Source organism: Actinoplanes sp. NPDC051513, assembly GCF_044454685.1.
Taxonomy (GTDB): domain Bacteria; phylum Actinomycetota; class Actinomycetes; order Mycobacteriales; family Micromonosporaceae; genus Actinoplanes.
On record NZ_JBITDW010000018.1, the window covers coordinates 60,658 to 74,270 of the forward strand.

Consider the following 13,613-nt stretch of genomic DNA (forward strand, 5'->3'; position numbering starts at 1 on the left):
CGAGGGAGCCCTAGGGATGATGGGCCGCGTGAGTGACCTTGCAGCTGAGCTGGGGCTCTTCGGCCGCGAGGACGCCTTGCACGTCATGACCGACCTGATCGACTCCGGCGGGAGCGCGGTCGCCACCGGCGATCCCGGCTCCGGCAAGAGCAGCCTGATGAGGGTCGCGGTGCGGCTCGCCCAGGCCCGGGGGCGGCGGGTGCTGTCGGTGACGCCGACCCAGTTCGAGCAGGGATTGCCGTTCGCGGGGCTGGCCGAGCTGGTCGGCCAGTGCCCCGAGGGTGCCGACGCCGAGCTTCCGGGCCCGCAGCGGCGGGCGCTGGCGGTCGCCCTCCACCGCGCCGAGCCGACCGGGAGCGAGGTCGACGCGCTGGCGGTGCCGCTGGCCGTGCGGGGATTGCTGACCCGGCTGTGCGAGACCGAGCCGATCGCGCTGCTCGTCGACGACCTCCAGTGGCTCGACCAGGCGAGCGTCGGCAGCCTCGGCTTCGCGCTGCGCGGCATCGCCGTCGAGCCGGGGCGGCTGAGCGTCCTGGTCGCGACGCGACCTGATCCGTACACGGGAACCGATCTGATCCGGTCCCTGGCCGAGCCGCGGCGGGAGTTCGTGCTGCCGCCGCTGGCGGACGACGCGGTCGGGCAGGTCCTGCGCGACCGGCTGGGCCCGCGGTGGACTCCGCCGATGAGCGCCGGCGTGGCCCGGGCCAGCGGCGGCAACGCGCTGCTGGCGCTGGAGATCGCGCGGGCGATGGAGGCTGACCCGTCGCGCCGGCGCGGAAGTGTCGTTCCCGTGCCGCCGAGCCTGGCCGACCTGCTGCGCGAGCGGGTGGAGCGGCTCCCGCGGGGCGCCCGCGAGGTCCTGCTGCTGGCGTCCGCGGCCGGCCGGCTCACGGTGGCGCAGGCGCGGGGAATCGTCGACGAGGCGCGGCTGCGGGAAGCGCTCGAGGACGCGGCCGACGAGGACGTGGCGAGCGTCGGCGCCGGATCGACGATCGTCTTCTCCCACCCGCTGATGGCGTCGGCCGTCTACGACGCCGCCACGGCGGGCGAGCGTCGCCGGGCGCACCGTGCGCTCGCCGAGGCGCTCGACGACCCGGTGGAGCGGGCCCGGCACCGTTCCCGGACGGTCACCGCCCCCGACGAGGCGGTCGCGGCCGAGCTGGAGCGGGCCGCCGAGATCTCCCGGGGCCGCGGCGCCCAGCGACTGGCCGGCGAGCTGCTGGAGGGGGCTGCCCTGGCCACTCCGGACGGCGGACTTGACCGCTGGCTGCGCGCCGTGGACGTCTACGGCGACGCCGGCGACGAGATGGCGGCCCGGTCCGCCCTCGACAAGGGGTCGGCGCTGGCCACGCTTCCGGAGCAGCAGACCCAGGTGCTGACGCGGCGGGTGCGCCTCGCCGAGGACGTGACCACCGCCCGCTCGCTCGCCGAGCAGGCCCTGCTGCTGGCGCCGGCCGGGAGCGAGGCCCACGCCGAGATCATGAGCGTGCTGGCGGCGCTCTGCCGGCTCCAGGGTGACGGAACGCGGGGCCTGGAGCTGGCCCGGGCGGCGGTCGCGGAGGCGGCCTCGCTCGAGCGCTGGGAGATTCAGCTGTCCGCCCTGAGCGAGCGGCTGGCGATCGAGCGGCATTGGGGAGCCGGCGATCCCGAGCAGTCGCTGCGCGATGTCGAGGCGCTGGCCGAGCGCGCGACCCCGCCCCTGTCGGCGTCGTGGCTGGCGTTCATCCGCGGTTTCTACGCGGCCTGGGACGACGACAGCGCCGAACGACAGGTGCGCGACGGCATCGCGTGGGCCGTCGACGCCGGCCGGTACGGCGAGCTGTCGCTCCTCTACGTCGCCCTGGTTCTCATCCTCATCCGGTCGTCGAAGGTGGAAGAGGCCCGGGCGGCCCTCGACGAGGCGGCCCGCACGGGCGCGTGGACGGCATCCAGCCGCGACTGGTCGGCCGCCTACACCTCGCAGGAGGCCATGGCCCGCGTCCTGGTCGACGGGTATTCCGGCAACCTCGACGTCGCTCGCGAATGGGCCCGGCGCGCGGTCGCGGCGCCGCGCATCCGGGAGTCGACGTACTGGCGCGGCGGTTTCCTGGCCCAGCTCGGCTTCGTCGAGACCTCGGCCCGGGACTGGCAGGCGGCGCTGGAGCCGCTGCGCGAGCTCGCCGGCATCTTCGCGAGCACCAGGATGGTCGACATGGAGGCCCTGTTGTGGGCCGTCGACTACGCCGACGCCGCGCTCAAGACCGGCGCGATGCAGGAGGTCGACACGGCCATCGCCGTCCTGCGCCGTCAGGCGTCGGCCGGCCGGCCCGAGGCGGCGGTCGCCGCGGACCGCTGCGAGGCGTTGCGCAAGGCCGCGCGCGGCGACGTGGACGAGGCCCTGACCGAGCTCCGCGCGATCGCCGGCCGGGCCGGAGCCGAGTGCCCGTTCGAGGCGGCCCGGTCGCGGCTGGCCCTCGGCCAGGTCTACCGCCGCGCCGGCTACAAGGGCCTGGCGGGCGAGACGCTGAACGCGGCGGCGGCGGCCTTCGACCAGCTGGGCGTTCCCCGCTGGGCGGAACGTGCCCGGCTCGAGGCCGGCCGGGTGGGGCTGCGTCCCACGACGAGCGGGCTCACCGAGACCGAGCGCCGGGTCGCCGAGCTGGTGGGGGCGGGACAGTCCAATCAGGAGACCGCCGCCGAGCTGTTCATGTCGGTCAAGACGGTGGAGGCCAACCTGACCCGGATCTACCGGAAGCTCTCGGTCCGGTCGAGGACGGAGCTGGCGAACCTCATGAAGGCCGGCGTTCCGGAACCGTAGGCCATTGACTGGCCTCTATCGGGGACGCAAGGATCGTTACTTCACGTCCTGATATTACTCCGAGGGGCCGCCACCGATGTCCCGTACCAGAGTCGCGGCCGTGCTCGCCGCCGTCCTCGCCTCCGCCGGTCTGAGCGCTGCGGCCCACGCGGCCGCCGCCACCACCGTGCAGGTCTACCTCAGCTCCGAGTCACGCACCGCCGGCTACGAACCCAAGAACGGCAACTGGTACACCAACCCCGCCACCGGCCTGGCCGGCACGCCCTACCAGCTCAGCCGCCAGGCCGATCTGGCCACCGCGGCCGCCGGCGGCTCCGCGACCGTCACCGTCGACACGACCCAGCAGTTCCAGACCGTGCTCGGCGTCGGCTCCTCGCTCGAGGAGTCCACTATCTACAACCTCTCCCGGATGAGCGCGGCCGGCCGGGACGCCGCGCTGCGCGCGCTGGTCGACCCGGTCAACGGGGCCGGCTTCAACGTCGTCCGGATCACCCTGGGCACCAGCGATTTCACGTCGCACGACTTCTACACGTACGACGACGGCGCGGCCGACCCGACGCTGGCGCGCTTCTCGATCCAGCGCGACATCGACTACCACATCATCTCGACGCTGCAACAGGCCCTCGCGATCAACCCGAGCCTGAAGATCTTCGCGAGCGCCTGGAGCGCGCCGCCGTGGATGAAGACCAGCAACAACATCATCGGCGGCAGCCTGCTCAGCCAGTACATCCCCAACCTGGCCGCGTACTACGGCAAGGCCGTGCGGGCGTACGCCGCGCAGGGCATCCCGATCTACGCCCTGACCCTGCAGAACGAGCCGCTGTTCTCGCCGGCCGACTACCCCGGCATGCTGGTCTCGGCCGACCAGGAGCGCCAGCTTGCCAAGGCGGTCCGCGCCGAACTGCCGACCACCAAGATCTGGGCGTTCGACCACAACTTCTCCGAGGGTGTCTCGTACGCGGCGGGCGTGCTCACCGCCGACGCACGCTCGTCGGTCGACGGAATCGCGTTCCACGACTACGCCGGCGACCCCTCGGCGATGGCGACGGTCAAGGCGGCGTACCCGGAGAAGGACGTGCTGATGACCGAGCGCTCGGTGTGGGGCACCGCGGGCGCCGACCGGATCGTGCAGTACTTCCGCAACCAGGCCACCCTCTACGAGGGCTGGGTCTCCATACTCGACCAGAGCCGCTCGCCGGAACGCTGGTCGGGCTCGCCCGACCCGACCATGCTGGTGCAGAGCACCAGCAACCGCGACACCTTCTGGAAGCTGCCCGACTACAACATGGTCGCCCAGTTCTCGAAGTTCGTTAAGGCCGGCGCCAAGCGGGTGGCCACCGGTTACGGCTCGACCGGCACGGTCACCAACGTCGCCTTCGCCAACCCCGACAACTCGCTGGTCACCATCGTGGTCAACCAGACCTCGGCCAACCAGACCTTCACCCTGCGGGCCGGCGCGCGCCAGTTCACCGCCACCCTGCCGGCCAAGACCACCGGGACCTACGTCTGGGCCGGGGCGGGCGACGCCGGCGCCGGGCCGTCTCGCTCCGGCCGGATCACCGGGTACGGCGGCAAGTGCGTCGACGTGGCCGGGGCCAACTCGGCGAACGGCACCGCGGTGCAGCTCTACACCTGCAACGGCAGCACCGCGCAGACCTGGACGGTCGGCGCCGACGGCACCGTCCGCGCCCTCGGCAAGTGCCTCGATGTGGCCGGGGCCAGCTCGGCCAACGGCACCAAGGTCCAGCTGTACGACTGCAACGGCACCGCCGCCCAGCAGTGGGCGCCGAACGCCGACGGCACGCTGCGCTCGCTCGGCAAGTGCCTGGACGCCACCGGCCCGAGCTCGGCCGACGGCACCCGCCTGCAGATCTGGGACTGCTTCGCCGCCGCCAACCAGAAGTGGACCCTGCCGGCCTGACCGCACGACCCCGGCGCCGGCCGTGACATGCCGGAGCCGGGGTTAGGCTCGGCGGATGCAGCTGGAGATCGCTGGGCTCGTGCTGGCGGCCGGGGGCGGGCGCCGTTACGGAATGCCCAAGGCGCTCGTGGCGTACGACGGGAAGTTGCTCGTGGAACGCGCGGCCGAGACCCTTCGCGAAGCCGGTGTCGCGCTCAGCGTGGTGGTTTTGGGGGCGGAAGCCCCGCGGGTGAGCGACGTGGCGACCGGGCTGCCGACGACGGTGATCAATCCGGATTGGCCGAGTGGCCTCGGATCCTCCCTATGCGTGGGGCTGCAGGCGCTGGCGGAAACTACGGCGTCGGCGGTCGTGGTGCTGCTGGTCGACATGCCACACGTGACCGCATCGGCGGTGCGCAGAGTGACTGCCCTCGCGTCGAGTGACGCTCTGGTGATGGGCGGGTACGGCACGCGGCGTGGCCATCCCGTGCTGCTCGGGCGCGATCACTGGGCCGGCGTGATCGAGACGGCGAGCGGCGACAAGGGCGCCCGCGACTACCTGCGCGCGCATGCTTCGGAGTTGCGGGTGGTGCCAGTCGACGATGTGGCCGACGATTTCGACCTCGATGTGCCCCTGCGCGCGCTGCTGGACGATCTCTATGCCGAGGGCAAGGCCTTCGACGCCGGTCAATCCGACCGCCGCGACCGCCGTCGCAACCTGGAGCCGGACGCCGCCGAGCTCCTGACGATGGTCCTCCGGATCGGCGGCGCGAAGGACATCGTCGAGATCGGCACCTCGAACGGCTACTCCACGTTGTGGCTGGCCGACGCCACCGGCGGCACCGTGACCACAGTCGACGTAGCCCCGCCCGTCGACGCCCGCGCCAACGCCGCCCGTGCCGGCCTATTGCGCAAGATTATTTTCGAGACGGCCGACGGCGGCGACTTCCTGGCCGCCCGCCCCGATCGCAGTGTCGACCTGCTGTTCCTCGACGCCGACCGCCCCGAGTATCCCGGCTGGTGGCCGCACCCCAAGCGGGTCCTGCGCCCGGGTGGCGTTCTGGCGATCGACAACGTGCTCTCCCACCCGGATGAGGTGGCCCCTTTCCTGCGGCTGATCGCGGACGATGCTGACTTCACCGCCACGACCGTCGCCGTAGGAAAGGGGCTTCACCTCGCAGTTCTCAACCGCTAGCGGAGGCCGTCCCGGAGGCGTCAGAGGCGGAACGTTGCCACCAGATGGCGCAGTTCGCGGGACACCTCGCAGAGCTCGTGTGCTGGCGTGCTCGATCTCAGCGCGAGTTGGCCCCGGCCGGCCCGCCGCTGCCGGGCTTGACCAGGCCGGTCTCGTACCCGAACACCACGGCCTGCACGCGGTCGCGCAGGCCCAGCTTCTGCAGGATCCGGCTCACGTGGGTCTTGGTGGTCTGCTCGGCGATGAACAGCGACGCGGCGATCTCGGTGTTCGACATGCCGAGCGTCATCAAGCGCAGTACTTCCCGCTCCCGGTCGGTGAGACCGTTGAGGGCGGCGACGCCGGTGGACTCCCGCGGTCGCGCTTCGACGAAGTTCTCGATGAGCCGGCGAGTGATGCTCGGCGCGAGCAGTGCCTCGCCGGCGGCGACCACCCGCACGGCCCGGAGAAGGTCGTCGGGCTCGCTGTCCTTGAGCAGGAATCCGCTGGCCCCGGCCTGCAACGCGGCGTAGATGTAGTCGTCGAGGTCGAACGTCGTCAGCATCAGCACCCGCGGCGCGTGTGCCTCGGCGCGGTCCGGACCGAGCAGCGCCCTCGTCGCCGCGAGCCCGTCGAGCACCGGCATACGCACGTCCATCAGCACGACGTCGGGGCGCAGGCTGCGGCACCGCTCGACGCCGGCCTGCCCGTTCTCGGCCTCGCCGACGACGGTGATGTCGTCCTGCGAGTCCAGGATCGCGCGGATCCCCACCCGGATCATCGGCTGGTCGTCCACGATCATTGCGCGGATCATGCCTGGCCTCCGATCGGCAGTCGCGCCACGACCCGGTAGCCGCCCTCGTCGCGGGCGCCGGTCTCCAATGATCCCCCGGCCAGCCGGACCCGCTCGCGCATCCCCGCCAGTCCGTGGCCGGCCCGGCCGGGCGCCTCCATCGGCCGGGCCGGTGCCGCCGCCGCATCGTTCACGACCGACAGCACAAGGTCAGAACCATCAAGATCAAGACCTATGGTCGTACGGGCGCCGGGCGCATGCCGGATCACGTTGCTCAGCGATTCCTGGGCGATCCGGTACGCCGCCAGCGCGACCCCGTCCGGGAGCACCGCGGCGCGGGCGGCCTCGGCCTCGCGCAGCTCGACCGGCACCCCCGCGCGTCCGGCCGACTCGACCAGCTCCGCCAGGCGGCCGAGGCCGGGCACCGGCGCCAGCTCGGCCTCTGCGCTCTCGTCCCGCAGCACCGCCAGCAGCTGCCGCATCTCCCGCAGCGTCGACCGGGCGGCCGCGGCGATCTGCCCGAACTCGGCCTTCGCCTCCGGGTCCAAGTCCTTGATCCGGTACGACGCCGAGCTGGCCTGCATGTGGATCACCGACATGCTGTGCGCGACGACGTCGTGCAGCTCGCGGGCGATCCGGGTGCGCTCCTCGGCAACCGTCCGCCGGCCCTGCTCGACCTCGACGTCGCGTCGCGCCTCGACGAGCTCACGGCCGATCGCCCGCCAGCGGCGGACCGCCAGCACGACGCCGAGCACGAGCGCCGAGAGCAACAGGTAGGCGGTCATGATCGGCAGCGCGTCGGCGACGGTCCGGCCACGCGGATCGAACAGCACCACGACAGCGAGCAGCAGGACGCTCGCCGCCCATGTCGCCTCGGCCGTCCGCGGGTTGGCGCGGGCGGCGACCAGGCCGATGTGCGCGACCAGCGCGATCATGCCCAGCACCGTCAGCGGCCAGGTCGAGGCGGAGCCGGGCGGGATGGCGAGCGCGAAGACGGTGACGGCCAGCAGCTGCACCACGGTCGCCGCCCGCGGACGGATCAGGATCAGCACCAGCGCGGTGCTCTGCCCTACTCCCGCCAGCAGTGCGGCCGCCGGCGGCACGTCGAGCTCCGAGGCGGCCACCGCCGTGTTGAAGAATGCCAGCGCGAGCGCGGGCAGGCCGGTGCCCAGCCACAACGGCAGCCGCGACAGCACCAGCCGACGGCGGCCGTGCTTCCGGTCCGATTCCGAGCGCGCTGTCACGCGGCGACATTAGCGAGATCTGCCGTCGACCGGCATCCAACCGCGGAGGTATCCGGCCCCCTACCAGGGAGGGACGCCCCGGGCGAAACCGTTCGCCCACGCTCCTGGCATGGATCTTCTGACTCTGCTCGACCCGCTGATGACCTCGCCGCTGCTCTACCCACTGCTGACCGGCACGAGCAGCCTCGACGGCGTGCTCCCGATGATCCCGTCCGAGGCGGCGGTGCTGACGGCCGGCGTCTTCGCCCACACCGGCACACCCAACCTGGTGCTGCTCGTCCTCGCCACCGCCCTCGGTGTCTTCGCCGGCGACCACCTGGCGTACGGCATCGGCCGCAGCGTCTTCGGCCCCCGGCTGATCAACCGCTCGGCGCGCCTGGGCCGGGCCGTCGCCGCGGCGGGCCGGCACCTCGACCGCCGCGCCGGCCTGCTGATCGTGACCTCCCGCTTCCTGCCGGGTGGCCGGGTGACGATGAACGCGGCCTGCGGCACGGCCCGGCTGCCGCTGTCCCGGTTCAGCCCGGCGTCGGCGATCGCGGCACTGGCCTGGTCCGCTTACATCGCCGGGCTCGGCTACGTGGGCGGCACGGCGTTCGCCGAGAACCCGCTGCTCGGCCTGGCCGTCGGCCTCGGCCTCACGTTTGCCTGCGGCGGCCTCGTCGAGCTGATCCGGGCCGCATTTCGTGGCCGAGGCCGACGAGAGCACCGGCGCCCCGCCCGGCGCGGCCGCGCACGCCGGGCGCTGGCGAGCGCGACCGCGGCACTGGCGGTGCTCGCGATGCCGGCCGCTGCCGCTGCCGCCGCCACGCCGCACAAGCCGGACCGTGCCGAGCTGCAGAGCCGGCTGGACGGCATCGTGACCGCCGGCGCGGTGGGCGCCCTCGCCGAGGTACGTGACGAGCACGGCGTCTGGCGGGGCACCAGCGGTGTCGCCGAGCTGGGCACGACGCGGCCGGTCCCGGTCGACGGCCGGTTCCGGGCCGGCAGCATCACGAAGACGTTCGTCGCCACCGTCGCCCTGCAACTCGTCGGCGAGGGCCGGCTGCGGCTGGACGACCCGCTGGAGGCGTGGCTGCCCGGGGCGGTGCCGGACGGCCGCCGCATCACCCTGCGGCAACTGCTCGGGCACACCAGCGGGCTGTACGACTACCAGCGCACGCTGCGAATGCCGCCGGCACCGGAGTTCACGGCGAACCGGTGGCGGACCTGGAGCCCGGACGAGCTCGTCGCCCGCGCGGTGGCCAACCCGGCGACGTTCGAACCGCCCGGCTCGGCCTTCGCGTACTCGAGCACCGGCTACCTCCTGCTCGGCGAGATCATCGAGAAGGCGACCGGCCACCCGTACGGCATGGAGATCGATCGCCGGATCATCCGGCCGCTCGGGCTGACCGGCACCTCGGTGCCAGGCACCTCGACGCGGATCCCCGGGCCACACCCGCACGGCTACGTGCCGGTGCTGCGGGCCGGCGGGACACACCTCGTCGACCTCACGGCGATGAACCCGTCGGTGATGGGCGCCGCCGGCGAGATGATCTCCACGACCAGGGACCTCGACCGGTTCTTCGCCGCGCTGCTCGGCGGACACCTCCTGCCGGGCCGCCTGCTGGCCGCCATGGCCACCCCGGGCGTGGACGGCGCACGGTACGGACTTGGCCTGGCCTGGTGGCGCGACACCTCGTGCGGAGTCCGCGTCTACGGCAACGACGGCGACGCGGTGGCCTACCAGGCCTGGTCCTACTCCACCCAGGACCGCCGTCGCCAGGCCACCGTGGCACTCACGCCCGACTTCCGCGGCGACCCCGGCGACGCCGTCGACGCGTTCCTGAACGAGGCCTTCTGCGGCTGACCCACCGTCCGGCTGTGGGTGGCGCGCAGGCCCAGCGATCGGGTGAAGCGCGCGGGCTACCGGACTCGAACCGGCTCATGCCTCCGCGGACGAGAAGCCGCATCATCGGCAACATGACTGAACATGACGCACCCTTCCCATGTGCCTTTGCCCGGCGCGCGAGGAGAGGGTAGATCACCTCCCATCCCGGAGGCGAGATCATTTGGCGATGCCCTGCTGCCCCCAAGCTGCGGTGGCCGCAGGGGCCCGGCCACGTCGAGCTCCGTATCCAGCACGCAGCCCGCGAACGCCACCAACCATCGACCTGCACCGCCAGATGCCGGGGCAGTGGATCGTGGATCGTCGGCCCCTTGACCACTGCCGTACTCCTCCGATGAGAATGATCGCGTGGAGCTGAGACCCGCACTGTGCGAGCCGGACGTTAGGCCCGATCGGCTGGCCGCGCTCTGCACCGCGATCGAACAGATCGAGGACCTGCACGGGCGCGGCGAGCCGACCGATGGGGCAGTCGCTGCCCTCAATGCAGACACCGGTAACGACTACGAGCTCTACGACATCCTCAGCTACCACTCGTCAATGTCGACGGAAGAATTCGCCCGGTCGGCGGCCTGGCCTGCGTGGCCAAGGGTCCCCGACATCACCCACGAGGAACTGATCGAGATCGTCCGGCGAGCGCTGACGGGCGACGAACACGGCTACTATCTGCGGCTGCTGGATGTCAATGTTGCGCACCCGGCCCCGGCCGCCGTCATCTATCACCCGCCGTCTCATATGAGGGACGACGCCTCGCCGGAGGCGGTCGTCGACGAGATCCTCAGGTACCGGCAGATCGCGCTGTAGATACCCGACGCCGGGAGGGTGGTTCAGGCGCGTTACATCGCGTAGCCGGTCGCCGTAGCCGACGAAGTCAGGCCGCAGGACATCGCAATCTCTCGGATGAGGACATGGGCCAGGGTGCGCACCGGCCAGTGACGCAGCGGTAGAAGCCGGGCCGCTGGGAGGATGTCGTCTTGTCGGTGGCTGCCGATAGCCTTTCGCCAAGGACGTGAAGGGATGGCGATGAACCCTCGTGAAGTTGGGCTTGGACGGCTGAGGGGCGTTGCCGGCGCTGCTGGACGGAGGGTCGCCGACAGCGCGGGCGCCGCGAGGCAGCGTGTCGCTGATGCTGCCGGCGATGCCCAGGAGAGAGTGAAGCAGTCCACCGAGCAGGTGAAGGCGAAGGTCGTAGACGTCAAGGACAGCCTGTCGGCGCGGTCGACCCGCACTCGAGATTCCTCCGCTGACTTGTCCGCGCTCAGCGTCGATGCGAAGTTGCTTTATTGCCGGGTGTTGGTGAGCTTGGCGCTGGTCGATGCCCTTCTCGATCCTCGCGAGATCGCGAATCTGTACTTGTTCGCATCGACGATTGGTCTCGACGGCGACGCGCGATCGGAGTTGCGCAGTGAAATCACTGAGGCGCAACGCGATGCAGGAGTTCCCGACGTCACGGTGAAGCTGTCCCGAGAGTTGCACGACCTGCTCGCGGAAGATCAGCGCGCGCCGGTGTTTACGGTGCTGGTACGCGATTTGGTGCGAATTTCGCGTGCTGACAGGCACGCTGCGGACGTCGAGCGTGAGCGAATCGTGCTGGTTGCAGGACTCGTGTTCCCCGAGTCGGCCGACAAGGTCGTGAAGGCAACCGAACGGCTTGTGATTACCGAAGAGAGCTTTGCTTCCGGCAAGATCACGACCAGCCAGCTGGAGAGCGCCACCAAGGACATCGCTGCCAAGGCGGCTGCGTTCGGTGCCCCGGTCGCCGCGGTCAGTCTTGCTGGCAGCGTCTCCGGTCTCGGCGGGGCGGGGATCACCTCGGGTCTGGCGGCCCTGGGATTCGGCGGCCTGTTGGGCCTGAGCGCGATGGTCACCGGGATCGGCACGGTGGTGATTCTTGGGGTCGCGGTCCATCAGGGCGCGCGTTACATGCTGGCCACCAACGAGCGTGAACGCGAGAAGCGACGCGAGCATCTGATTCAGCAAGTCATCAAGCATCATCAGCAAGCCATGGCCGAACTCACCGACGACATCGCGGGGCTCGCTCACCGGATGGAGGCCTGCCTCAGCCAGACCACGAGGAACGAAGAGCGACTCGCCACGCTCAGGGCTGAGTTGGACGCCTTTCAGCTGGCCCTGGTGAATCTGCAGACCAGTCAGGAGGCCTTCGAACGGCGGGAGCCACTCCGTGTCGGGTGACCAGCTTTCGGCTGCTGCCGCCGTGGTTGCTTACCAGGCCGTCACGCTGACCGAACTGAGGGGCCTGTTCGACCAGGTGGAATTCGACCTCACGGACGTCCTCGAACGCGAACTTCGCGTCAGCGACACCCTCGACTCGGTGGAATCCGGGTTGGACGCGGTACGCGCCCGTCTCCAAGCAATGGGCGTCCTCGTACCGGCCCAAGATTCCCAGTCGAGCGCAGCGACCACCGTGAGTATCGAGACACCACGCTATCCCAGTTACGCCGTGCCCATCGTCTCGACTCATGGCGACTTCGATCAGCTCGTCAGGCTTGCCGAAGCCCGGTTGGATCTGCTGGGTATCGATCTGGCCCGGGACCCGCTCCAGCAGGTTCTTCCCTCCGGCCAGATAGCTCGCAGCCTGCGCAGTTACGCCGAGGAACATGGCGACGTCAGCTGGGACAAGACCGACTGGACGGTCGTCCTGGTCGCTGGAGTCCTCGCGACCCTCCTCGATGTCGTCCTCGTCCGCATCCCCCAGGATTCCACCTTCCTGGGCGAGAAATACGCGGGATCGCCTCTCACCAAGTGGCTCCAGGACAATGACCGTGCCCAAGACATCCACGACCAATTCTTCAAGAGGTTCGAGAAGCTGGCCAAGGTGCCGTATGACGCTTCCACCACGAAGGCCACCAGGGGTCTGGTCAGCGGTATGCGGCCGGCTACCCATCGGCTCCAGAGCCTCGGCCACGATCCGGCCCTGGGTTTCCTCGTCGGCGTGGCAGATCTCATGCACGGTACCGGCACCTACATCGATAAGGCAGGGCAACTGGTCCAGGTCGCAACCGAGGCCACCTCGATCGACCTGATCAACGCTCTCATCACCCAGGTGCGCCATCTGCTCTCGGACGTCTACACTCCCGCCGGACTGCAGCCCCCGTTGTTCAGCTTGCTTCAGCTCGGCCAGGTTGATTCCCCGTTCGCATTAGGCCCTTCCGGTGTCAAAGTGCCCTGGACCGACGTCGCTCGCCACATGTATACGAACGGCTACGACCTGCGCCACTTTTTCACAATGGGCATCACTCCTGGCGTCGTATCCGCGATCATCCGCGGGTACTGGCTTCTCAAGAGCTATGCCACCGACGGCACCGTAGCGCAACGGAAGCTGGAACACGCCAAACTCACCTCCATGCTGCTGCTCGGGCACACCATCGCCACCTCCGGCACACTTCTCAAGACCGGTCTGCTGTTTGGGATGAACCCGGCCGCCCTCAACTACAACCAGATTCTCGCCATGGCGCCCGCCACCGTCGCATGGTTCCAAGAAGCCATCGCCCGCGACCATAGAATCAATCTAGCCCTCGAGAGAGAATGGGAATTTCTCCTCAATACTCATGGGCAGGAGTAAAGGGATCCGCAAGAACGAACCGCCGCCATCTTCGCCGATGCTCTCCTGATCCCAGCAAGCGTTGATCAGCTGCGCATGTTAGCCGCGACAAATGCTCAGGCCCTTCCAAGATCCAGTGCAATGATCTGCCGCGGTGCGGTTGTGGTGCGACCGTGGTTGGCCTTTGGGTGTCGGGTCGGGTGGGTCGCTGGGATACTCGCCGGGTCGTGCTGGCTCGGTCGGGCCGAGGGCAGCGCCGTT

General features: G+C 70.3%; 9 protein-coding genes. 7 read left to right on the plus strand and 2 right to left on the minus strand.

From position 1 onward, the window contains the following. Nucleotides 1-28: 28 nt before the first annotated feature. The 3 genes from ACIA5D_RS37705 (at nt 29) to ACIA5D_RS37715 (ending at nt 5,892) form a co-directional block, all read left to right on the plus strand. The gene (locus ACIA5D_RS37705; RefSeq protein WP_396035266.1) at nt 29-2,797 is read left to right on the plus strand and encodes an AAA family ATPase; all 2,769 of its coding nucleotides are present in this window, start codon (nt 29-31) and stop codon (nt 2,795-2,797) included. A gap of 76 nt (nt 2,798-2,873) precedes the next feature. After that, entirely contained in the window at nt 2,874-4,718 is a 1,845-nt protein-coding gene (locus tag ACIA5D_RS37710; protein ID WP_396035267.1) for a ricin-type beta-trefoil lectin domain protein, read from the plus strand. A gap of 112 nt (nt 4,719-4,830) precedes the next feature. Continuing rightward, complete coding sequence (locus ACIA5D_RS37715) at nt 4,831-5,892, plus strand: NTP transferase domain-containing protein (protein ID WP_396035357.1); 1,062 nt, start codon at nt 4,831-4,833, stop codon at nt 5,890-5,892. 97 nt (nt 5,893-5,989) lie between these two features. Here ACIA5D_RS37715 and ACIA5D_RS37720 read toward each other — a convergent pair whose 3' ends face one another. Together ACIA5D_RS37720 and ACIA5D_RS37725 are read right to left on the minus strand one after the other, a co-directional pair. Further along, a complete protein-coding gene (locus ACIA5D_RS37720) occupies nt 5,990-6,685 on the minus strand; it encodes a response regulator (protein ID WP_396035268.1) in 696 nt (231 codons plus the stop codon). Next, nucleotides 6,682-7,908 carry a sensor histidine kinase gene (locus ACIA5D_RS37725; RefSeq protein WP_396035269.1) on the minus strand — a complete coding sequence of 409 codons (1,227 nt, stop codon included), beginning with the start codon at nt 7,906-7,908 and terminating at the stop codon, nt 6,682-6,684. The genes ACIA5D_RS37720 and ACIA5D_RS37725 overlap by 4 nt, the downstream gene beginning before the upstream one ends. Nucleotides 7,909-8,017: 109 nt before the next feature. On the opposite strand from ACIA5D_RS37725, the gene ACIA5D_RS37730 reads away from it, so the two are divergent. The 4 genes from ACIA5D_RS37730 (at nt 8,018) to ACIA5D_RS37745 (ending at nt 13,373) form a co-directional block, all read left to right on the plus strand. Then, complete coding sequence (locus tag ACIA5D_RS37730) at nt 8,018-9,754, plus strand: serine hydrolase (protein ID WP_396035270.1); 1,737 nt, start codon at nt 8,018-8,020, stop codon at nt 9,752-9,754. A gap of 387 nt (nt 9,755-10,141) precedes the next feature. Continuing rightward, nucleotides 10,142-10,594: a hypothetical protein gene (locus tag ACIA5D_RS37735; RefSeq protein WP_396035271.1), complete on the plus strand. Its 453-nt coding sequence runs from the start codon at nt 10,142-10,144 to the stop codon at nt 10,592-10,594. A gap of 348 nt (nt 10,595-10,942) precedes the next feature. After that, nucleotides 10,943-11,983: a TerB family tellurite resistance protein gene (locus ACIA5D_RS37740; protein WP_396035272.1), complete on the plus strand. Its 1,041-nt coding sequence runs from the start codon at nt 10,943-10,945 to the stop codon at nt 11,981-11,983. Continuing rightward, entirely contained in the window at nt 11,973-13,373 is a 1,401-nt protein-coding gene (locus tag ACIA5D_RS37745; RefSeq protein WP_396035273.1) for a hypothetical protein, read from the plus strand. The genes ACIA5D_RS37740 and ACIA5D_RS37745 overlap by 11 nt, the downstream gene beginning before the upstream one ends. Nucleotides 13,374-13,613 lie beyond the last annotated feature (240 nt).